At 71.3% G+C, this 20,235-nt stretch carries 22 protein-coding genes and 1 pseudogene; 13 read left to right on the top strand and 10 right to left on the bottom strand.

All coding sequences use genetic code 11. The features are described from left to right. Positions 1-275, bottom strand: a pseudogene (locus DEJ05_RS11925) (hypothetical protein); the annotation flags it as partial. Positions 276-408: 133 nt separating this feature from the next. On the opposite strand from DEJ05_RS11925, the gene DEJ05_RS11920 reads away from it, so the two are divergent. Next, a complete protein-coding gene (locus DEJ05_RS11920) occupies positions 409-1,239 on the top strand; it encodes an alpha/beta hydrolase (protein WP_181440716.1) in 831 nt (276 codons plus the stop codon). Between the two features lie 146 nt (positions 1,240-1,385). Beyond that, complete coding sequence (locus tag DEJ05_RS11915; RefSeq protein WP_071405928.1) at positions 1,386-1,730, top strand: hypothetical protein; 345 nt, start codon at positions 1,386-1,388, stop codon at positions 1,728-1,730. Between the two features lie 116 nt (positions 1,731-1,846). Here the strand turns inward: DEJ05_RS11915 and DEJ05_RS11910 are convergent, their stop codons facing one another. Continuing rightward, a complete protein-coding gene (locus DEJ05_RS11910) occupies positions 1,847-3,211 on the bottom strand; it encodes an MFS transporter (RefSeq protein WP_111110504.1) in 1,365 nt (454 codons plus the stop codon). Positions 3,212-3,447: 236 nt separating this feature from the next. After that, entirely contained in the window at positions 3,448-3,618 is a 171-nt protein-coding gene (locus DEJ05_RS18135; protein ID WP_164941189.1) for a hypothetical protein, read from the bottom strand. A gap of 169 nt (positions 3,619-3,787) precedes the next feature. Here DEJ05_RS18135 and DEJ05_RS11905 point away from each other — a divergent pair, with 169 nt between their 5' ends. The 4 genes from DEJ05_RS11905 (at position 3,788) to DEJ05_RS11890 (ending at position 6,425) form a co-directional block, all read left to right on the top strand. Further along, a complete protein-coding gene (locus tag DEJ05_RS11905; protein WP_111110503.1) occupies positions 3,788-4,549 on the top strand; it encodes a LamB/YcsF family protein in 762 nt (253 codons plus the stop codon). Beyond that, on the top strand, positions 4,546-5,178 hold the full coding sequence (locus DEJ05_RS11900) for an allophanate hydrolase subunit 1 (protein ID WP_111110502.1): 633 nt from the start codon (positions 4,546-4,548) through the stop codon (positions 5,176-5,178). The genes DEJ05_RS11905 and DEJ05_RS11900 overlap by 4 nt, the downstream gene beginning before the upstream one ends. Then, the gene (locus DEJ05_RS11895) at positions 5,175-6,059 is read left to right on the top strand and encodes a biotin-dependent carboxyltransferase family protein (protein ID WP_111110501.1); all 885 of its coding nucleotides are present in this window, start codon (positions 5,175-5,177) and stop codon (positions 6,057-6,059) included. The genes DEJ05_RS11900 and DEJ05_RS11895 overlap by 4 nt, the downstream gene beginning before the upstream one ends. 63 nt (positions 6,060-6,122) lie before the next feature. Next, positions 6,123-6,425, top strand: coding sequence for a putative quinol monooxygenase (locus DEJ05_RS11890; RefSeq protein WP_111024724.1), 303 nt, complete (start codon positions 6,123-6,125; stop codon positions 6,423-6,425). 69 nt (positions 6,426-6,494) lie between these two features. Here the strand turns inward: DEJ05_RS11890 and DEJ05_RS11885 are convergent, their stop codons facing one another. The 4 genes from DEJ05_RS11885 to DEJ05_RS11870 all read right to left on the bottom strand — a co-directional run bounded on the left by DEJ05_RS11885 (position 6,495) and on the right by DEJ05_RS11870 (position 9,574). Further along, complete coding sequence (locus DEJ05_RS11885) at positions 6,495-6,677, bottom strand: hypothetical protein (protein WP_110860976.1); 183 nt, start codon at positions 6,675-6,677, stop codon at positions 6,495-6,497. A 62-nt stretch (positions 6,678-6,739) separates the two neighbouring features. After that, positions 6,740-7,801, bottom strand: a complete 1,062-nt coding sequence (locus DEJ05_RS11880; RefSeq protein ID WP_245165121.1) for a DUF2891 family protein — start codon at positions 7,799-7,801, stop codon at positions 6,740-6,742. Beyond that, a complete protein-coding gene (locus DEJ05_RS11875) occupies positions 7,788-8,870 on the bottom strand; it encodes a DUF979 domain-containing protein (protein ID WP_111032726.1) in 1,083 nt (360 codons plus the stop codon). Before DEJ05_RS11875 ends, DEJ05_RS11880 begins: the two co-directional genes overlap by 14 nt. After that, positions 8,867-9,574: a DUF969 domain-containing protein gene (locus tag DEJ05_RS11870; RefSeq protein ID WP_027465970.1), complete on the bottom strand. Its 708-nt coding sequence runs from the start codon at positions 9,572-9,574 to the stop codon at positions 8,867-8,869. The genes DEJ05_RS11875 and DEJ05_RS11870 overlap by 4 nt, the downstream gene beginning before the upstream one ends. Before the next feature lie 97 nt (positions 9,575-9,671). Between DEJ05_RS11870 and DEJ05_RS11865 the strand changes: the two genes are divergently transcribed. Then, on the top strand, positions 9,672-10,316 hold the full coding sequence (locus tag DEJ05_RS11865) for a GntR family transcriptional regulator (RefSeq protein WP_111024726.1): 645 nt from the start codon (positions 9,672-9,674) through the stop codon (positions 10,314-10,316). A gap of 82 nt (positions 10,317-10,398) precedes the next feature. Here DEJ05_RS11865 and DEJ05_RS11860 read toward each other — a convergent pair whose 3' ends face one another. Together DEJ05_RS11860 and DEJ05_RS11855 are read right to left on the bottom strand one after the other, a co-directional pair. Then, positions 10,399-10,977, bottom strand: coding sequence for a TetR family transcriptional regulator (locus DEJ05_RS11860; RefSeq protein ID WP_111110500.1), 579 nt, complete (start codon positions 10,975-10,977; stop codon positions 10,399-10,401). 55 nt (positions 10,978-11,032) lie between these two features. Then, a complete protein-coding gene (locus tag DEJ05_RS11855; protein WP_146245095.1) occupies positions 11,033-11,572 on the bottom strand; it encodes a hypothetical protein in 540 nt (179 codons plus the stop codon). A gap of 168 nt (positions 11,573-11,740) precedes the next feature. On the opposite strand from DEJ05_RS11855, the gene DEJ05_RS17890 reads away from it, so the two are divergent. The 4 genes from DEJ05_RS17890 (at position 11,741) to DEJ05_RS11835 (ending at position 16,072) form a co-directional block, all read left to right on the top strand. Beyond that, positions 11,741-12,280, top strand: a complete 540-nt coding sequence (locus tag DEJ05_RS17890; RefSeq protein WP_146245094.1) for a hypothetical protein — start codon at positions 11,741-11,743, stop codon at positions 12,278-12,280. Positions 12,281-12,847: 567 nt separating this feature from the next. Continuing rightward, positions 12,848-14,314, top strand: coding sequence for a DUF6421 family protein (locus DEJ05_RS11845; RefSeq protein WP_111110498.1), 1,467 nt, complete (start codon positions 12,848-12,850; stop codon positions 14,312-14,314). Beyond that, positions 14,311-14,994, top strand: coding sequence for an SDR family NAD(P)-dependent oxidoreductase (locus DEJ05_RS11840; protein WP_111110497.1), 684 nt, complete (start codon positions 14,311-14,313; stop codon positions 14,992-14,994). The genes DEJ05_RS11845 and DEJ05_RS11840 overlap by 4 nt, the downstream gene beginning before the upstream one ends. 4 nt (positions 14,995-14,998) lie before the next feature. Next, positions 14,999-16,072 carry a low specificity L-threonine aldolase gene (locus DEJ05_RS11835; protein WP_111110496.1) on the top strand — a complete coding sequence of 358 codons (1,074 nt, stop codon included), beginning with the start codon at positions 14,999-15,001 and terminating at the stop codon, positions 16,070-16,072. A 64-nt stretch (positions 16,073-16,136) separates the two neighbouring features. Here DEJ05_RS11835 and DEJ05_RS11830 read toward each other — a convergent pair whose 3' ends face one another. Beyond that, positions 16,137-17,630: a CitMHS family transporter gene (locus DEJ05_RS11830; RefSeq protein WP_111030613.1), complete on the bottom strand. Its 1,494-nt coding sequence runs from the start codon at positions 17,628-17,630 to the stop codon at positions 16,137-16,139. A gap of 153 nt (positions 17,631-17,783) precedes the next feature. Here DEJ05_RS11830 and DEJ05_RS11825 point away from each other — a divergent pair, with 153 nt between their 5' ends. Together DEJ05_RS11825 and DEJ05_RS11820 are read left to right on the top strand one after the other, a co-directional pair. Then, the gene (locus DEJ05_RS11825) at positions 17,784-19,496 is read left to right on the top strand and encodes a sensor histidine kinase (RefSeq protein ID WP_111110495.1); all 1,713 of its coding nucleotides are present in this window, start codon (positions 17,784-17,786) and stop codon (positions 19,494-19,496) included. Beyond that, positions 19,493-20,149, top strand: coding sequence for a response regulator (locus tag DEJ05_RS11820; RefSeq protein ID WP_111047516.1), 657 nt, complete (start codon positions 19,493-19,495; stop codon positions 20,147-20,149). Before DEJ05_RS11825 ends, DEJ05_RS11820 begins: the two co-directional genes overlap by 4 nt. Positions 20,150-20,235 lie beyond the last annotated feature (86 nt).

The following is a 20,235-nucleotide window of genomic DNA, read 5'->3' as shown; positions in this document are numbered from 1 at the left end:
CCCCGGAAGAACCCGCCGCCGTGCACCCAGACCAGGGTCGGGGATCCCGTGGCGGCGCTCCGGTCCAGCGGTCGGTACCGCCGGACGGGGACCGGACTCCGGCAGGTCGAGGTCGGCGTCGGCGTGCTCGCGGCGTCGGAGGGCGGGGCGGTGACGGTCTCGGTCACGGTCGGGGTCGCCGCACCGCCGTCCGCTCCGTCAGCGCCGGAACACCCCGTCAGCAGCACGGCCAGGGTCGCAGTGGTCAGGATCAGGGCGGCTCTCGTCAGGCGCATGCCTCCACGCTGCCTGCCCCGCCGAGCGGTCGCCCGCATCGTTACCGGGCCGTGTCCCGCCCGCCGCTCCGAAAGCATGCCTGTTCAAGCGCCGCGAGCCCGGCTCCCGCCCGCGTCCTGCGACACTGCTCCCATGCGGGGGAAGCAGCAGGACACGATCGAGGTCGCCGATGAACGGATCGACGGCCCACACGGCCCGGTCCCCGTCCGGCGGTACCGACCGCTGGACCGGAGCGCCGCCACGGGATCCCCGACCCTGGTCTGGGTGCACGGCGGCGGGTTCTTCCGGGGCGACCTCGACCTGCCGGAGTCCGACGCCGTCGCACGGGCACTCGCCGAGCGCGGCCTGCCGGTCGTGACCGTCGACTACCGCCTCGGACCGCTGCCCGGACTGCCCTGGCTCGGCCGGGGTGGACCACGTGGGCGGCGACGGGCGCCCCACGCGCGGGACGAGATCGTCGCCGTCCTACGCCACCTGCACGACGAGGCGCCGTCCGGCCTGCTGCTCGGCGGGGCGAGCGCCGGTGCGTGCTTGGCGGCATCCGCGGTCGCGACCGCCCCGCCGCTGGCCGGCCTCGTGCTGACCTACGGGTTCTTCCACGCCCGACTCCCCCATGACCGGGCGGTGCGGCGACTCGTCCGAGGGCACCGGCGTCTCACGCACGCGCCGCTGCTGCTCGACCTGAGCAACCGGGCGTACGCGGGCGGCCGCCCCACTGCGGTCTACCCGGCGTCCGACGACCTCGGCGGGTTCCCCCGCACCCTGTTGATCGACGCCGAGCGGGACGTGATGCGCGCCTCGGGCGAGCGCTTCGCGAACGAGCTCGAGGCCGCGGGCACCGAGGTCGAACGACACGTCCTGCCGGACAGCCGTCACGCGTTCCTCAACCGACCCGGCACGCGGGACTTCGACGACACGATCGAACGCATCGTGGACTGGGCCGACCGGACCCCCATCCGCTGAACGCTCATCCGGCTGCGAACGGCGGACATCCGGGGACGGCACGCCTGCGGCGGACGTACTCTGGAAACGGAAGCAACGGCGGTTCCGAATCCCCTTCGCCACGCTCCCTGCCGTGGCGTCTCACCACCGTGACGAAGAGTTCCATCGTGACCGAACACCTCATCGAGTACGTCGCCCGCGACCGCACGGGCATCACCGCCGTCGTGACACCGACCGGTGTCATCGACGTGGACACCGTGATCCAGCACATCCGCGCCGGCCACGCGGGCTACTACGTGGCTGCGGACTCATGGAAGCGCACCCCGGTCCGGAGCATGTCCTTCATCGGCGGGACTTACCTGTTCGCGAACTGGGACGGGTCGAAGCGGAACATGCTGCACGACCTGGCGTTCCGCTCACCGACCCGCTCGATCGAGACGCCCCACGAGCCGGAGTCGCGGTTCTCGCGGTTCCTCGACGCCTTGTTCGGCAGGCGCTCACCGCAGCTCTGACCCAGCCCCCTGCCCGTCACGGTGCCTGAACAGACGGGTACGTGGGGTGGAGGTGACCGCCTGGAGGCGCGGCGTGCGTTGCGGACGCAGGTCGCGCCTCCAGGCGGTCGCGTCCGTCAGCGGACCGACTTGATGGGCAGGATCACGAGGGCACCGAGGATGACGGCGACGCCGGCACCCCAGAGCATGAGCGTGTAGTTCTGGCCGCCACCGATGCCGAGCAGGAACAGACCGACGGCGGGGGCGAGTGACTGCGGCAGGGCGTTCGCGATGTTGATGACGCCGAGGTCCTTGCCGGGGCGCTCCGGGTCGGGCAGCACGTCGACGACCAGGGCGGTGTCGATGGCGGCGTAGATGCCGAAGGCGAAACCGAGGACGATCTCGGCGAAGTAGAACCCGCCGACGCTGTCGACGTGGGCCAGGATCACCAGGCCGACGGCGGTCATGGCCGTCGAACCCCAGACGAAGACCTTGCGACGCTGGATCCGGTCGGACACCCAGCCGGAGACGGCGGCACTGACGAGCAGGGCGATCGTGTACAGCAGCACGCCGAACGCGACGACCCCGACCGCTTCGCCCTGCGGGAGCCCGATGCGGTCCTGCATGTAGAGGAGTCGGTACGTCGTGAACATGAACGTGCCGAAGGTGATGAGGAAACGGCCCCACCAGGCGAGCCCGAAGTCGCGGTGCTTGATCGGGTTCGTCCAGAACGAGCTGATCAGGTTGACCCAGCTGAAGGGCTTGACGGGCGTCGTCGGCAGGTCGTCACGGGCGACGAACGAGTAGACGAGGACCGCGATGATCGCCAGGACGCCCGGTGCGATGAACAGGACCGGCAGGTTGCCGACCAGGTACACGGCCAGGTAGAGCCCGGCCAGGATCGCGATGTTCTGTGCCAGGGCGATGACGCTCGAGGCCTTGCCGCGCTGGAACTCCGGCACGTTGTCGGCGAAGCTCGCCGTCAGCGTGGAGAGGACGGCGTTGGCGGAGACCTGCGCCAGCACCCAGGCCAGGGTGAGCTGCAGTACGTCGGGCGAGAACGCGAGCCAGGCGAGGGAACCGACGAAGACGACGACACCGCCGACCATCCAGGGGCGACGACGGCCCCACCGCGTGCGGGTGCGGTCGGAGAGCGCGCCGAACAGGGGGTTGGCGAACAGGGCGCCGAGCGCTCCGAACGGCAGGACCGAGCCGACGACGGTCTCGGGGCTCGTCGGGTTCAGCTCCGTCGCCTTGATCGACATGCTCACGAAGACGGGCGTGAGCAGGGCGACGAACAGGCCGAACTGGGCGAAGCTCAGGCCCCAGAGGTAGCCGCGGCCCACCCGGACGGTGCTGACGGACTGCGTGATGCCCTCGACCGAGAACGCTCGGGACGCCGCGGCGTCCGTGGCGGTGGCTCCGGCGGCTGCGGTGACCGCTGGGGACGCGGTCCCGGCGATGCCCCGCGTGGGTTCTTCCTTCGACGTCGGTGTCGACATGACTCCTCCTTGAGTCACAGGGGGCTTCGGCGCCCGCTGAATCCCTAGTGCTGCTAGGTGATCGGGACTGTAGCACCGGAAACCTCGTGCCGGAAGGTTTTGCGCTGTTTGTTTCGTCGGGGCGGACGAGTGGGTGCAGACGCGCGCGGATGCGTGCAGACGCAGAACGACACCGCCGTTGTCGGAGGACAACGACGGTGTCGTTCTGCGTCGACCCGCAGGCCGGAAAGGAGCCGCTAGTGCTCGCCGTCCTCTTCCGGGTTGAAGTGCGAGTCGTCGCCCGTGTGCCCCGCGGCCAGGCCGTCGGGGTTGTTCGGGATGGTGTTGTCGTCGCCGAGGCCGCCCGGCTTCTCGGTGCCCTCGGAGTCGTTCTTCGGGGCGTCGTGCGTGTTGTCACTGTCGGTCATGAGCTGCTCCAGTGCAGAGATCGATCCGGCAGCACTGCCGCCGGTGGTACTGAGGACTCGGACAGTACGTGGCGCACCTCGGAAACCGCCGTCCGACCGGGGGAAGCGGATGACAGGGACCGGGGTGATCGGTAGATTGTTCAACAACCCGCGACGACAGGGAGCACCCGTGACGACGATCGACCTGAACAGCGACCTGGGCGAGGGCTTCGGCGCCTGGGCCATGGGCGACGACGCCGCGATGCTCGACGTCGTCTCGAGCGCGAACGTCGCCTGCGGGTTCCACGCCGGTGACCCGACGATCATGCTCGCCACCGCCCGCGCCGCCGCCGAGCGTGGTGTGGCGATCGGCGCGCACGTGGCCTACCGCGACCTGATCGGCTTCGGCCGCCGACCCGTGCACGTCACCCCCGACGAGCTGTACGCCGACGTCGTCCACCAGCTCGGTGCGATGGCCGCCACCGCGCACGTCGCTGGCACGGCCGTCACCTACGTCAAGCCGCACGGCGCCCTGTACAACACCGCCTGCGCCGACCCGGTGCAGGCCGAGGCCGTCGTCCGTGCCGTGGCCGACGTCAACCCGTCGCTCGCCGTGCTCGCGCTGCCCGGGTCGGAACTGCTGCTGGCAGCCGAGCGGCACGGGCTCCGCGCGGTGAGCGAGTCCTTCGCCGACCGTGCCTACGAACCCGACGGCTCGCTGGTGTCACGGAAGCAGCCGGGGTCGGTGCTGCACGACCCGGACGAGGTCGCAGCCCGGGTGCTCCGCATGGTCACCGACGGGGTCGCGACCGCCGTCGACGGGTCCGAGATCGCCGTGCGTGCCGACTCGGTCTGCGTGCACGGCGACTCCCCGGACGCGGTCGCGATGGCCCGTGCCATCCGAGCGCTCCTGACCGAGCACGGCGTGACGATCGCGCCGTTCGCGCCGTGACTGGCCCGGAGGTCCGCTCCGCTGGCGGCACCGCACTCCTCGCCACGTTCGGGTCCCTCGCCGACGTCGTCGCCTTCCGCGCCGGACTCGCACAGGCCACCCTGCCGGGGCTGACCGAGGTCGTCTCCGGCGCCCGGACACTGCTGCTCCGATTCGACCCGACGACGACGGACCCCGGACGGCTCCGCTCCGAGCTCGCGCAGGTCGCCCCGGTCAGCGCAGCGCTCGAAGCGCACGACGCCGACCCGCTCGTCATCCACGTCACCTACGACGGCGAGGACCTCGACACCGTCACCGAACTGACCGGCATGCGGCGCGACGAGCTCGTGGCGTGGCACACCGGGCAGCTCTGGACGAGCGCGTTCTGCGGCTTCGCCCCCGGCTTCAGCTACCTCACCGCCAGCGATCGCCCGCTCGACCTGCCCCGCCGCAGCACCGCCCGCACGGCCGTCCCCAGCGGCGCCGTGGCGTTGGCCGGCGAGTTCAGCGCCGTCTACCCGCGGACATCGCCCGGCGGCTGGCAGCTCATCGGCCGCACCGAAATGCCGATGTGGTCCCTCGAGCGCACGCCTCCGGCGCTCGCGCCCGCCGGCACGCTCGTCCGCTTCGTCGTGGCGGGTGCGGCATGACCGCGCTGACCGTCGTGCAGGTCGGCTACGGCGCAACCACGCAGGACCTCGGGCGCCCGGGCTTCAGCGACATGGGCCTCGGGGCGGCCGGAGCAGCCGACCGCGGCTCCGCGGCGCTCGCCAACCGGCTGGTCGGCAACCGTCCCGACGCGGCCGTCCTGGAGGCCCTGCTCGGCTCCGTCACGCTCCGCGCCGACGCGTACGTGGTCGCGGCCACGACCGGCGCGGCCTGCCCCGTCGAGGTCGAGCGGGCGGACGGATCGGTCCGCGGTGCCGCCTCGCACGAGGTGCTGCTGCTGGCCCCGGGCGACACGCTCCGGATCGGCATCGCGACCGTGGGCCTGCGCGCCTACGTCGCGGTCCTCGGGGGCTTCGCGGTCGACCCGGTGCTCGGCAGCCGCTCGTGGGACTCCCTCGCGCGCCTCGGTCCGCCGCCGCTGTCGGCCGGTGACGTCCTGCCCGTCGGTGACGCACGGGTGTCGTGGCCGATCGTCGACGCGGTGCCGCAGCCCGAGCCGCGGTGGCCGGACGAACCGGTCGTGCTCGACGTGGTGCCCGGACCGCGCGACGACTGGTTCACCCCGGAGTGGCGTGCGACCCTGACGGGTCAGGACTTCTCCGTCAGTGCGGACAGCGACCGTGTGGGGGTCCGCACCACGGCCGAGACGCCGCTCGCCCGCTCCGTGGCACGCGAGCTGCCGAGCGAGGGCGTCGAGACCGGGTCACTGCAGGTACCACCCGAGGGCTTCCCCGTGCTGTTCCTCGCCGACCACCCGGTGACCGGCGGCTACCCGGTCGTCGCGGTCCTGACACCGTCGTCGATCGACCTCGCTGCGCAGCTCCGTCCGGGCGATCCGCTCCGGTTCCGCATCCTCGGCTGACCGACCCGGAACAAGCGCAGGGGGTCAGGGGTTGGCTTGGACACCGCTGACGAAAGGTTCCCCATGTCGATGACCGTCCTGCTCGAGGTCCAGTTCCAGAGCGACGCCCCCGAAGACGCACTCCAGGGTGCGATCCGCGAGACGCTCGAACAGACCGCGTCGTTCCACGGCCTAGAGTCGCTCGAGGTCCTGGTCGACGACGAGGACCCGGCGCGCATGGTCGTCGTCGAGTCGTGGACGACCGCCGAGGACCACGACACGTACGTGGCCTGGCGCGCGACGCCGGAGGGTGCTCCGGCGATGGCACCGTTCCTCGCCGCGACGCCGGTCACCCGCACCTTCGCGCGGACCCTCCCGCTCGACTGAGCAGACGCCGAAACCGAAGCTGACGCCGACGCCGACGCCGGTGCCGCGGCACGACGACGGCGCGATCGCTCAGATCGCGTCGTCGTCGGTGTCGAGCGGCACCGGTCGGTCGTCGTCGGGGAGCAGTTCGTCGTCCGCATCGTCGACCACCGGCAGGTCGTCGGGGTCGAGCACGGTCGGCTCCGGCTCGTAGTCGGTCTCCTGCGCCTCGCGGAAGTCGTCGAGGGTCTCGTCGTCCTTCGGATCGCTCATGGCCCCGAAGGTACCTCCGGATCCTCGACGTGTCCGCAGACGATCAGCGCTCCCGACGACGGTCAGCGAGCGGCGTGCTCCCGGGCCTCCATCGCGTCCCAGGCGAAGCTCGCCAGCCAGTGGGTGGAGTAGTACTCCTCGCCCACGCTCGCCGCGAGACCCGAGACCAGCAGCCGGTCGGCCGCGTCGTCGAGCAGGTCGGCGATGCCGGTGCCGGAGTCGTCCGGGCCGCCGGCGCGGAGTGCGTCCGCGATGCGCCGGGCCGATCCCGCCCGCGACAGGTCGAGCCCGAACAGGTGCACCTGCTGCGGGTCGTTCTCGTCCCGGACCACCGTCGACCGCAGGATCGCGTCACCCGGCTGTACCGCGGCGAAGAAGCCGCGGGCCCACGTCGCGAACTCCGGGGCGGGCAGCACCGCCCGCATCAGGTCGGCTTCGGCCAGGCCCGCGGACAGGAAGTCGTGCCCGCTCCGCTCCCAGGCGAACGGCCACCCGGCGTCCGCGCCGAACCAGTCCTTCGCAGCCCCCTCGACCGCAGCCGCCAGGGCCGGACGGTCGAGCGACCGGGCTGCCTCGAGCACGAGCAGCAGCCCGAACGCCGAGTTCGAGTGCACGCCGTGCCGGACGGGGTGCGCGGCCCCGTCGATCCACCGGACGACCAGGTCTTCGAGGACGTCGACGACGGGTGCGAACCCGGGTGCCAGTGCCCGGACAGCGGGCGCCTCGGATGCCGAGACCTCTGCGGCGAGCCGGGCGAGCCAGGCCCAGCCGTAGGGGCGCTCGTAGTGCGGTGTCTCACGCAGGTAGGCGGCCTCGGTTGCGAGGTGATCCGTCGTGAGGTGCGCCTGCAGGATCGAGGTGAGCCGGGCCTCCAGGTCGGTGGGCAGGCCGTGCGCGACCAGGCGCGCCGCGAGCCAGTGCATGTGCACGGACGAGTGCCAGTCGTACGACGTGGCGAAGGCGGGGTGGAGCTCGACGGGCAGGGCCCGGTCGTCCGGTCCGGACGTCGCGTGGTGCGCGGCGTACGGGTACTCGCGGGTCGTGTTGTCCGCGGCGACGGCCGCGAAGCGGTCGGCCCAGGCAGCCCGGGTCAGGTCGATCGGGGCGGCATCAGAATGCGACAAGGTACATGACTCCCATGTTGACGACGAGCAGGATGGCGGCGGTGGGGATCTGCGCCTTGATCGGGCCGTACTTGTCCCGCATCTCGAGCAGGGCAGCCGGCACCAGGTTGAAGTTCGCGGCCATCGGGGTGACGAGCGTGCCGCAGAAGCCGGCGAGCATGCCGATCGCGAAGATCGCGGCGGGGTTGCCATCGAAGCCCTGCACCAGGACGGGCCAGCCGATCGCGGCCGTCATGATCGGGAACGCGGCGAACGCGTTGCCCATGATGATCGTGAACAGGGCCATGCCGAGGCAGTAGATGACCACGGCGGCGAGCAGCGAGCCGTCGGGCAGGACCGACTTGATGATGGTGCCGACGGCGTCACCGACCCCCGCCTGGGTGAAGACGATGCCGAGCGTCGAGAGCATCTGCGGCAGCAGCGCCGCCCAGCCGATCGCCTGCAGCAGGCGACCGCCCTCGCGGATCGGGGTGGCGATCCTCGGCGGGCGCAGGACGAACACGGCCACGACGACGGCGAGCACCGAACCGATGCCCAGACCGGTCAGTGTCGCACTGCCCTCGGCGAGGAGCGGTTCGCCGCCGAACGAGACGAGGGGGCCGAGCGTCGCGACCAGCACGGCGACCACCGGCACCACGAGGGCCGGGATGAAGAGCCGGTTGCCGTACTTCGTCGCGAAGGCGGCGCGCTCGTCCGGACTGGTGGTGGCGAGCACACTCGTGCTGCCGCTGCCGGCGTCCGTGATCTTCTGCGTCACGCCGGTGGGTTCGGCGGGGCCGGTCTCGGCACCCGTGCCCGCGCCGGGGATGCTCGCGACCCGGGTGCGGCTCGTCGTCCCGGTGAAGCCGAGCCCCGCGAGCGCAACCATCACGAGGACGGCGATCCCGAGCGTCCAGGCCGGCACGGTGCCGGCGGCGACGAAGGTGCCGTAGAAGAACGACAGGCCGAGGATGCCCCAGAACGCCGCGTTGCCCAGGCGCTTCGCGTGCGCGGTGTCGGTGACGATCAGGACGGCGACGGCGATGAAGAACGCGCCGATGAGCCAGTAGAGCCATTCGCTGGTGATCACGCTGCTGCCCCCAGGGTCGGGGCGTCGGCACGGGCGTCCGCCGCCATCTTGTCGAGTCGGCGGTCGAACAGCAGCAGGCGTCCGCCGTGCACGATGAGTGCCGCGATGCCCGTCGGGATCGCCCACAGGGCCAGGTCGATCGGTTCGAGCGACAGCCCGTAGGTCGAGTCGACGAACGTCGTGATGAGCAGGATCGAGCCGACGGCGACGAAGACGTCCTCGCCGAAGAACACGCCGACGGTGTCCGACGACGCCGAGTAGCCCTTGATCTTCTCGCGCATGCGGTCGTCGATGCGCCCGTACTTCTTGGTCGCCGCACCCTCGGCCATTGGGTAGACCAGCGGGCGCACGGTCTGCGCCGGGCCACCGATGCTGGTCAGACCGACCGCAGCGGTGACCTGCCGGATCACCAGGTAGCCGGCGAGCAGACGACCCGTCGTCAGCTTGTCGAGCTTCGCGATCAGGCGCTTCGCCTGGTCCTGCAGGCCGTAGCGCTCGATCAGGCCGATGACGGGCAGGACGAGCGCGAAGGTCGTGACGGACCGGCTCGAGGCGAACCCGTTGCCGAACGCGTCGAGGATGCCGACGGGACCGATCCCGCCGATGGCCGCGGTCACGATGCCCGCGACCGTGACGACGAGGAGCGCGTTGATGCGCAATGCGAAGCCGACGATGACGACGGCGACGCCGATGAGGACGAACATGCGGGACAGTCTGGACCGCATTGTTCAACAATCGCAAGAGCCGGTTCTGCTCTGTAACACGCCCTTCACAAACGCCACCCGTGCCAGGATCGGTGCCATGACCCGAACCGTCGGCGGCGCTGACTCCACGGCCACGCGGTTGCGCACCATGATCGCGTCGGGTGGGTTCTCCCCTGGGGCGCAGCTGTCCGAGGAGCGGCTGAGTGACCAGCTCGGGGTCTCGCGGAACACCCTGCGCGAGGCCTTCCGACTCCTCGCCCGCGACCGTCTGGTCGAGCACGTGTTCAACCGCGGGGTGTTCGTCCGCCGGCTCTCCGCCGCCGACGTCACCGATCTCTACGCGGCTCGGCGGGTGCTCGAAGAGGCAGCCGTGCGCGCCTGCACCCCCGACGCACCGGCACTCGCCGAGGCCGCTGCAGCGGTCGCCGACGCCCGGGCAGCAGCGTCCGCGGGCGACTGGGGCGCGGTCGGCACGGCCGACATCCGGTTCCACGCCGAGCTCGTGCGCGCGGTGCCGAGCGAGCGGATTCACGCCCTGATGGACGGCCTGCTCGCCGAGATGCGGCTCGCCTTCCTGACCACCGCGGACCCGGCCTCGTTCCACGCCGACTTCGTCGAACGCAACGACGCGATCGTGTCCGCGTTGCGCGGTGGCGACCAGGACGCCGCCTCGGCGCTGCTCGCCGACTACCTCGACGACGCGGAGCGGACGCTGCGGGTCGCCGCCGGCGCAGCCGACTGAGGGACGGCCAGGAGGCCCGGTGCGGCTCCGCCCCGCACGCGCAGTCCGAGCGGGCTCACGCTGGCGCCCGTGGATCGCTCGGTCAGGACTTCCCGCCGAACAGGGCCGTGACCGCGTCCACCACGACCTGGCGACGCCGCGGCGGCGTCACGGCCTGCACCAGCGGCTCGTACTCCGGAGCGGTCGCGCTCCAGAACGCCGCGGTGTGCAGCACGAGCCCGAGCAGCACCGCCGGACGGAACGCCCGCGGCAGGACCCCGGCGCGCTGCGCGTGCTCGACCTCGGCCACCGCGTCTGCGTAGCTGGTCGCGACGGACTCGAGCGGGACGTCGGCGCGCTCGAGCCGGTGCCAGGTCGCGAGCCGCTGGGCCCAGGGGCGACGGGCGTACGAGTCGTGCACCCGGCCGGCCCAGGCGGCGAGGTCGGCGGTGTCGAGCGGGGCCTCGGCGAACGTCTCGGTCACGGTGTCGGCGACGAGCGCGTCGAACAGCCCCTCCTTGCTGCCGAAGTAGTGGAAGACCTGCGCCTTGTTGCTCGACGCTGCGGCACCGATCCGTTCGACCCTGCCGGCGGCCAGTCCGACCGCGGCGAACTCGTCCCGCGCGGCGAGCAGGAGCCGGGCGCGCATCGCGTCAGCGGCTGGGGGCGTGAATCGGGCCATGGCGACCACCGTACCGATCACGCGGCCCGCAGCGCTGGAGTGCACCGCAGCAGCTTCAGGCCCGCTGTCTCCGCACAGCGCTCCAGAGGACCGACGCGAGCGTCAACAGGACGCTGGCGACCACGGCCCCCTGGACGAGGTCGGCGAAGCCGCGCTGCAGATCGTCACCCGTGACGAGGATCGCAACGACCAACGCCGCCGTCACCGCGAGCAAGATCGACCGAGCTCGCAGGCTTCCGTCCGCGCGACTCACGGCGGCGTGGATCGCCACGAACGGGACCGGGAAGAGCGCGCCGAAGGCAGCCGAGCCGTCGAAGAAGAGGAGGCCGACGAGCAGCCCTGCCCCGAGACCGGTCGACAGCGCCACCCAGTCCGACGTGGAGATCCCGGCCCGCACGGTGCCTCTGCGCCGATGCCGTCCCAGCAAGAGCGGCAGGGCGCAGACGGCGCCACCGACGAGCAGGAACGCCCCCGGATTCCACGACGCCTCGTTCGGAGCGCTCAGCATCGAGGCCCCGAGCGCCATGATGGCGAACAGGATCGCCCGGGCCCCGCTCTGCCCCACGCGCCCAACCGTCCACCGCTGATGTTCCACATCTCGACTCTACTGACCCAGCCCTCGTTCCGCCGAAATACAAATTTCTTGTTCTACGTGCTGGAAGATCAGTAGCGTGAGGTCCTCGGCACAGGCCGGGACTGACATGGGGAGATGACGTTGTCCCGCAATTTCATTGGACGATCTTCGGTAGCGCTCGGAGCGTGCTTGCTCTTCGTGGCAGCTCTTGCCTCGCCAGCAACGGCGGCACAGAACGTCGCGGAGCCAGTCGCCGACGTGGACGTGCACGAACAGGCACGGAAACTCGCTGACCTTTCGCACGCCTACGACTCGAATCAGGCCGGCGGGGGCAACACGGTCAACGGAGGGTTCGCGACGTCACCAGTTGCGTCCTTCCGCTGGAGCTACCGAGGCGTGACGATCGTCGTACCAGCGGGATGCTTCCTCAACATGTCCGTTCGAGGTTCGGGGCTGCGGGTCACGGGGTCGACGACCGCGGTCGAGTGCTACGGCCTCGCTGCGGTCATCCCGGGGATGTTCTGCAACTGGAGCGGCGTCTACCGCTTCAAGGACGTCAACGGGCGGCAGTACGCGCAGGAGACGACGTCGGTGCGTTCAGGCTGCGGACAAGCCGTCTTCAACATCCCCAGCGTCAAGAAGCACACGTTGCGTCCGGGGAGCATGTGCGTCGACTTCCGGAACAACGGCGAAGTACGTGGCCGAACGTGTATGGCGATCTACCGTTGACCGTTCCGGAGCGAGCAACGCCGGCTCGTCTCCGCCGCGTGCTCAGCAGGGTGCTCGCAGCGTGCGCGGTCTTGCTCGGCGTCGCTTGTGTCGTGCTCGTCGTCAATGGATGGCCGCTCTCGGTCGCAACGGGAGCAGCTGGCCTGAGTGCCTCGGGCTTTGCTGGCATGGTGCACCCGAAGAGCAGGGCAGCACCGGTTGCGTTCCTGGTCTGCGTCGCAGTGATCGGCGCCGCGCTCGTCCTCAACCAGGTACTCGCGTAGTCCGACCGCACGACGACAGTTCCGACCCTCCATACGTCCGGAGGTCCATGGGTACGTGTCCGTCCGGCGCCTCCGGCGCATGTCGGACAGTGGACGCAAAGAGGTCGCGACACCGAACCGCGCCATGGCCGCACGAACCGTGCGCGCAGCAGTCAGATCCCCGCGCGAGCACCACGACGACGCACGATTCCACCGCAGATGGGCAACTTTGCGTCCCCCGAACTTCCCTAGGCTCGAGACGATCCGGTAACGCGCACCACTCGTCCGCAGATCCGCGGCCGACCCCGATGACGGGAGGTTCGACATGTCCCAGTTCGCCCAGAAGATCTCGCAGGACGCCATCGTCGGAGAGCCCGAGGTCGTCGAGGACCACCTGTCCGTGCGCGAGATCGCCGCCCACCCCGCCTGGCTCCGGCTCAAGCGTGCAGTCGTCGCCCTGCAGGACCTGCAGACGCGGGACGGCTCCGTCCCCGAACCGTCCGACCACGCCGCTGCCGCCGGTCACGTCGCGGTGATCGTGCCGGCCGTCGCCGAGCTGGCACCGCACTTCCCGCACGACGCTGCGTTCCTCCAGGTGCTGCAGCTCGACTTCGCACGCTGGCAGGAGCAGGGCTTCGGGGTCCCCGACTTCCTCGACTCCCTCACCGCGTTCCAGCCGCAGCAGCACCGCGTCGACGGGCTCGGCCACCTGGTCGTGTTCCCGATGGTCACCCAGAACGGCAGCACCTCGCGCTTCGTCGAGGCGGTCCTGGTCGAGGTCATCTGGCCGGAGTTCATCGCCGAGCTCGAGGCCGGCGACCACGGCAACGCGTTGTTCGTCGCACTGCGGTTCGTCGACTTCACCCCGGGCTACGACACGAACTCGGCGGTGCTGTTCCCCGAGACCGTCGCGATGCGCTCGATCCCCGCCTTCACGTGGGGCGCGATCTTCCAGGACCGCGAGGCCGCCCGCTACCGCCGGGTCGTCCGTGCCGCCGCCGACGTCACCAAGCTCGAGCTGCCGGCCGAGGCCGCTGCGATGCTCGACGACCAGCAGCTGACCGAGCGGGTCTTCGTGATGTGGGACATCATCCACGACCGCTCGCACATGCGCGGGGACCTGCCCTTCGACCCGTTCATGATCAAGCAGCGGATGCCGTTCTTCCTCTACTCGCTCGAGGAGCTCCGCTGCGACCTGACCGCGTTCCGCGAGTCCGTGCGTCTGGAACGCGAGCTGTCCGCCGGACCCGACACGGGCCTCCAGGACGCGCAGCGCGCCATCCGTGACCACGCGCGCCTGGTGCAGTACGCGGTCGTCTTCGACCGCATCTTCCGATTCGCGATCACCGGCAGCCGCATCCGCAACTACGACGGACTGGGCGGCCAGCTGCTGTTCGCCTGGATGCACCAGCACGGCGTCCTGCACTGGACGGACACGCAGCTGACGATCGACTGGCCCGAGGTGCCGGACGTGATCATCGCCCTGAGCGACGAGATCAACGAGCTCTACCGGCGCTCGATCGACCGGCCGAAGTCGGCGCACTGGCTCGCCGCGTACGAGATGCTGACCCGCACACTCACGCCGCACCCGGCGTCGAAATGGGCGCGTGGCCTGCCCGACGAGACGCTCGCCGGACCGCCGCGCGGCTACACCGACGCGGTGCTCGACGACGAGTTCCCGCTGTCGATGTTCTACGAGGCCCTCGACAAGAAGATGGCGACCGTCATCGCGTCCACGGCCGGCATCACCGGCACCACGGACGCCGAGCTCGTCGCCGAGGCCGCCGCGTGACCGACGCCTCGGTGGCCGGTCGCCTGGTGCTGATCGCCGGTGCGACCAGTGCCAGCGGCGCAGCCGTCGCGCGCGCACTCACCGCCGCCGGTGCGGCCGTCGTCGCGGTCGGCACCAGACCCGACGCCCTGGAGGCCCTGCGCGCGTCCGTCCCGGGCGTCACGACGCGCACGCGCGACCTGTCGGACCTCGGTGCGGTCACCGCGTTGGCCGACGACGTCCACGCGGACGCCGGCCGCGTCGACGGGCTGGTCCACCTGGTCGGCGGGTGGCGCGGCGGTGGCAGCATCGTCGGCCAGTCCGACGCGGACTGGGACTTCTTCGACCGCGCCTTCCGGACCCTGCGGAACACGACCCGGGTCTTCCACGACGACCTGGTGGCGTCCCCGGCCGGACGGCTCGCGTTCGTGTCGTCCACCGCGGTCGACTCCCCCACCGCCGGTGCCGCGAACTACGCGGCGGCGAAGGCTGCGTCCGACGCCTGGGTCCGGGCCGTGGCGCAGGGGTTCCGGAAGGAGGCACCGGAGACCGCCGCGGCCGCCGTGTTCGTCGTCGGTGCACTGTCCGGCCTCGAGGAGCGGCTCGGCGCCGAGGTCGTCCGGCTCTGGGACACCCCACCGGCCGACCTCAACGGTGCCCGCATCCCGCTCACGGCGCCTGACCCCTCGAACCTAGGATGAACGCGTGACCCTCCGACTGCACAACCTGGACCTGCGGGGCTTCGCCTCGGACAACTACGCCGGCGTCCACCCCGAGATCCTCGCCGCCATCGCAGCGGCCAACGACGGCCACCAGATCGCCTACGGCGAGGACGTCTACACGGCACGTCTCAACGAGGTGATCCGCGAGCACTTCGGGTCGCAGGCCGAGGCGTTCCCGGTGTTCAACGGCACCGGCGCGAACGTCGTCGGGCTGCAGTCGATGCTGCCGCGGTGGGGAGCGGTCGTGTGCACCGCGACCGCGCACATCCACACCGACGAAGCCGGGGCGCCCGAGCGCGTCGCCGGGATCAAGCTCCTGCCGGTCGAGGCACCCGACGGCAAGCTGACGCCCGAGCTCATCGACCGCGAGGCCTGGGGCTGGGGCGACGAGCACCGTGCCCAGCCGCTCGTCGTGTCGATCACCCAGACCACCGAGCTCGGCACCGCGTACACGGTGGACGAGGTCCGGACGATCGCCGAACACGTCCACTCGCTCGGCATGAAGCTGCACATGGACGGCGCCCGCATCTCGAACGCCGCGGCGTCCCTCGGGGTGCCCCTGCGCGACTTCACCACCGACGCCGGTGTCGACGTGCTGAGCTTCGGCGGGACGAAGAACGGCATGCTCTACGGCGAGGCGATCGTCGTGCTGAACCCCTCGGCGTCCGAGGGGTTGCACTACCTGCGCAAGATGAACATGCAGCTCTCGTCGAAGATGCGGTTCGTCTCCGCCCAGCTCATCGCCCTGCTCAGCGACGACCTGTACCTGCGCTCCGCTGGGCACGCCAACGCCATGGCCGCCCGACTGCGCGGTGCACTGGAGGCCGGTATCGCCGACGGCAGCATCCGGGGCGTCGGCTTCAGCCAGCAGACCCAGGCGAACGGCGTCTTCGCGACCCTGCCCGCCGGGGTGGCCGACCGACTGCGGAAGCACTTCCGGTTCTACGACTGGGACGCCAGCCGCAACGAGGTGCGGTGGATGTGCGCGTACGACACCTCGGAGCAGGACATCGACGACTTCGTCGCGGCGCTGACGCGGGAGCTCGACGCCGCCTGAGCCGGCACCGTCCGGTCCGGCGCGCACCGGTCGGGCGCGCGCCGGGTCGGCACCGGCGGTCGGTTCATCCGAACGGGATGACCCGCACCACGATCGCCACCACGAGCATCGCCATCGCGACCACGGCGGCACGCCACAGCACCTTCCGGTGGTGGTCGCCGAGGTTCACGTTGGCCAGCGACACCAGCAGCAGGATCGCGGGGACCAGCGGGCTCTGCATGTGCACCGGCTGCCCGACGACCGAGGCCCGCGCCATCTCGGCCGGCGTGATCCCGTACGCCGAAGCGCTTTCGGACAGCACCGGCAGGATCCCGAAGTAGAACGCGTCGTTGCTCATGAAGAACGTCAGCGGCATGCTCAGCACACCGGTGATGCCCGCCAGGTACGGGCCCATCGAGTCGGGGATCACCGCGACGAGCCAGTCGGCCATCGCCGCGACCATCCCGGTGCCGTCGAGCACCCCGATCAGCACCCCGGCGGCGAACACCATCGACACGACACCGACGATGCTCGGGGCGTGCGCGACGATCTGCGCGGTCTGCTGCTTGAGCTGCGGGAAGTTCACGAGCAGGGCGATCGCCGTGCCGATCATGAACACGAAGTGCAGCGGCAGGAGCCCCAGCACGAGCGCCACCATCACCGCGACGGTCAGCGCCAGGTTGAACCAGATCCGCTTCGGCCGCAGGGTCGGGCGGTTCGGGTCGAGCATCGTCTCGGCCATGGTGCCGGTCCCCGTGCTCTCGTCCCCCGACCCCGCGCCGTCCACGCCATCGCCGTCCGCACGCCGACCGTCGGCCTTCCCGCCGCGCAGTCCGAGCGCGACCGTGGGGCTCGTGAACATCCCGCCGCCGGTCCCACCCACCGCCGCGAGCACCCGCGACCCGGCCCGGGCGTTCGCCCGTTCCGGCACCCGCGCACCCCGTGAGGCCTCGGTGAACTCGATCAGCCCGAGGCGCTTGCGCTCCCGCAGGCCCATCGTCCACGCGAACGTGAAGCACAGCAGCAGCCCCACCACGAGCGACGGCACGAGGGGCACGAAGATGTCCGTCGGGTCGATCTTCAGCGCGGCGGCGGCACGGGCGGTGGGACCGCCCCACGGCACGATGTTGAGCGTCCCGTTCGTCAGACCCGCCACGCACGTCATCACGACCGGGCTCATGCCGAGCTTCAGGTAGATCGGCAGCATCGCCGCCGTGACCACGATGAACGTCGTCGAGCCGTCCCCGTCGAGCGAAACCGCACCGGCCAGCAGAGCCGTCCCGAGCACGATCTTCGCCGGGTCGTTGCCGGTCACCCGCAGGATGAACCGGACGAGCGGGTCGAACAGGCCGACGTCGATCATCAGCCCGAAGTACATGATCGCGAACATCAGGAGCGCGGCCGTCGGTGCCAGCGTGCCGATCGCCTCGGTCACCATGTCGCCGAGCCCCAGACCCGCCCCCGCGAACAGTCCGAACACGGTCGGCACGATGATCAGCGCGAGCATGGGCGACATGCGCTTGGTCATGATCAGGACCATGAAGGTCAGGACCATCGCGTACCCGAGGATGACGAGCATCAGGACTCCTTCGTCCGTGTCTGGCAGTCCGGGCACGCTACGACCCGGCCTGGAGGCGCGGCGCGCTTCTGCACATTGGCGCACCATCGCGCGTTGACCGCTTTCTGCGCATTGTGCGCAGGCAGGTCGGCTCGCCCTCCGTACGCTGGGGTCGTGACCGACGACCGTTCACGGCGCCCCAGGCTCCGCTTCGCCACCGAGGTGCTCGTGCTGCAGCTCGCCGTGGTCGTCGCCGTCGTCGCCCTGACCAGTGCCGTGTTCGTCCGGATCGAGGTCACCCGGCTGGAGCGCGCTGCCGAGGGGACCGCACTCGCGATCGCACAGAGCGTCGCCGCGCAGTCCGACGTCCGGGCTGCGGTCGCCCGGTTGAGCGTCGACGGCACCGACCTCGACCCCGCGGCCCTAGCCGACGGGCCCGTCCAGCGAGCGGCACTCGCGGCCCAGCGCCGGACCGGGGCACTCTTCGTCGTGGTCACCGACGACCGGGGCATCCGGCTGGCCCATCCCGACACCGACCGGATCGGCGAGATGGTGAGCACCTCCCCCGACGCCGCACTCGCGGGCCGCGAGACCGTGTCCTGGGCACGCGGCACGCTCGGTGAGTCGGCGCGGGCGAAGGTGCCCGTCTCCGCGCCCGTGGCCGGCGGGGCGGAGACGAGCCGGGCCTCCCGGCAGTCCGCCGTCGTCGGCGAGGTGAGCGTCGGGTTCAACCGGGCACGCGTCTACGACACCCTGGTCGAGGACAGCATGCCGGTGATCGGTGCCGGGCTGGCGGCGGTCCTGCTCGCGGTGATCGCCTCGGTGCTGATCCGACGCAGGCTGGTGCGGCTGACGCTCGGGCTGCAGCCGGAAGAGCTCGTGACGCTCGTGCAGAACCAGCAGGCCGTGCTCGGCGGCGTCGGTGAAGGCGTCATCGCGATCGGCCCGTCGGGGGTCGTCACCGTCTGCAACCCCGAAGCCGTGCGACTGCTCGGACTGGCCGACCCGGTCGGCCGTCCGGTGGCCTCCCTCGACCTGCCCGCGCCGCTCGGGTCGATGCTCGATGTGACTTCCGCTGCCCCGGCGAGCGCCACGATCGTCGCCGGGCACCGGGTGCTGCTCGTCGACGTCCGCACGGTGTTCCGCGACGGACGCGACCTGGGCCGGGTCGCCGTCCTGCGCGACCGCACCGACGTCGAGGCCCTGACCCGGCGACTCGACGCTGTCGGGGCGATGAGCACGGCGCTCCGCGCGCAGCGCCACGAGTTCGCGAACCGGCTGCACGCGATCTCGGGGCTGCTCGACATCGGCGAGACCGCCCGGGCGCGCGCGTACCTGGCGGACGTGCAGGAGCGCGGGCCGCTGCGCTACCCGGTGCAGCACGCCGACCGGTTGACCGAGCCGTACCTGCAGGCGTTCCTCGGGGCGAAGGGCGTCGAGGCCGCCGAGCGTGGGGTGCTGCTGCGGATCGGGGCGGAGACGCTCGTGCAGGGGACGATCACCGAGCCGGGCGACGTGACGACCGTGCTCGGCAACCTGGTCGACAACGCGGTGTCGGCGGCCCTCACCGGCGGGGACGAGCAGTCGAGGGACGGCGGATCCCCGTGGGTGGAGGTCGAGGTGCTCGACGACGGAGCGACCCTGCACCTGTCGGTGATGGACTCCGGGCCGGGGGTGCCGGACGATGCCGCGGACTCGCTGTTCGTGCGCGGTCCGGCGGCGGCTCCCGCGTCGGAGGACGTCTCGCAGGTGCACGGGCTCGGGATCGGGCTGCCGTTGTCGCGGGAGATCGCCCGGCGGCACGGCGGTGACGTGTGGCTCGCCTCCCCCGGCGGTGCCGACCACGGCGCGGTCTTCTGCGCCCGGCTGGAAGGAGTGGTGTCGTGAGTTCCGTCTTCACCGTGCTGGTGGTCGACGACGACTTCCACGTCGCCGACCTGCACCGGCGGCAGGTCGACGACGTGCCGGGGTTCCGGGCGCTCGAACCCGTCGGGACCCTCGCGGCCGCCCGCGCCGCGCTGTCGAGCGGGACCGTGGACCTGGTGCTCGTCGACGTGTACCTGCCCGACGGCAGCGGGCTCGACCTGCTGCGGTCGATCGACACCGATGCCTTCGTGCTGAGCGCTGCTTCGGACTCGGGCACCGTGCGGCGGGCGATGCGGAGCGGGGCACTCGCCTACCTGATCAAGCCCTTCGCAGCCGGGGTGCTGGCCGAGCGGCTGCAGGCGTACGCGCGCTCGCGGAACGTGCTCGACGAGCGGTCGACCCTCGATCAAGAGGGCGTCGAGCGGGCGTTCCGGATCCTGCACGCCGGCGACAGCGGTGGGGCGTCGCCGTCCCGGGCGGCCACGGCGGCGCTGGTGCTCGAGCAGCTCGTCGCCGGTGAGGAACGATCTGCCGCCGAGGTGGCTGCGGCGATCGGGGTCTCGCGGGCGACGGCGCAGCGGTACCTGGCGCAGCTCACGGCGGACGGGACCGTGGCGATGCAGTTGCGGTACGGGGCTGCGGGGCGGCCGGAGCACCGGTACGTGCGGCGGTGACGGGCCCTGCTGCCCTTGCGTATTTCACCGGATACCGGCAGGTTTGGTCTGACGCGCTCCGATCTCAGCCACACGCGAGCGTGATG

It is taken from the genome of Curtobacterium sp. MCLR17_045 (genome assembly GCF_003234405.1).
In the GTDB taxonomy this organism is placed as follows: Bacteria; Actinomycetota; Actinomycetes; order Actinomycetales; family Microbacteriaceae; genus Curtobacterium; species Curtobacterium flaccumfaciens.
This window is presented reverse-complemented; position numbering and strand designations above follow the sequence as displayed.

Bases quoted from the DNA above. Each gene is read 5' to 3' on its own strand.
- DEJ05_RS11920 (WP_181440716.1), top strand. From the start codon at position 409: ATGCGGGGGAAGCAGCAGGACACGATCGAGGTCGCCGATGAACGGATC.
- DEJ05_RS11910 (WP_111110504.1), bottom strand. From the start codon at position 3,211: ATGTCGACACCGACGTCGAAGGAAGAACCCACGCGGGGCATCGCCGGG.
- DEJ05_RS18135 (WP_164941189.1), bottom strand. From the start codon at position 3,618: ATGACCGACAGTGACAACACGCACGACGCCCCGAAGAACGACTCCGAG.
- DEJ05_RS11895 (WP_111110501.1), top strand. From the start codon at position 5,175: ATGACCGCGCTGACCGTCGTGCAGGTCGGCTACGGCGCAACCACGCAG.
- DEJ05_RS11890 (WP_111024724.1), top strand. From the start codon at position 6,123: ATGTCGATGACCGTCCTGCTCGAGGTCCAGTTCCAGAGCGACGCCCCC.
- DEJ05_RS11885 (WP_110860976.1), bottom strand. From the start codon at position 6,677: ATGAGCGATCCGAAGGACGACGAGACCCTCGACGACTTCCGCGAGGCG.
- DEJ05_RS11870 (WP_027465970.1), bottom strand. From the start codon at position 9,574: ATGTTCGTCCTCATCGGCGTCGCCGTCGTCATCGTCGGCTTCGCATTG.
- DEJ05_RS11865 (WP_111024726.1), top strand. From the start codon at position 9,672: ATGACCCGAACCGTCGGCGGCGCTGACTCCACGGCCACGCGGTTGCGC.
- DEJ05_RS11860 (WP_111110500.1), bottom strand. From the start codon at position 10,977: ATGGCCCGATTCACGCCCCCAGCCGCTGACGCGATGCGCGCCCGGCTC.
- DEJ05_RS11845 (WP_111110498.1), top strand. From the start codon at position 12,848: ATGTCCCAGTTCGCCCAGAAGATCTCGCAGGACGCCATCGTCGGAGAG.
- DEJ05_RS11830 (WP_111030613.1), bottom strand. From the start codon at position 17,630: ATGCTCGTCATCCTCGGGTACGCGATGGTCCTGACCTTCATGGTCCTG.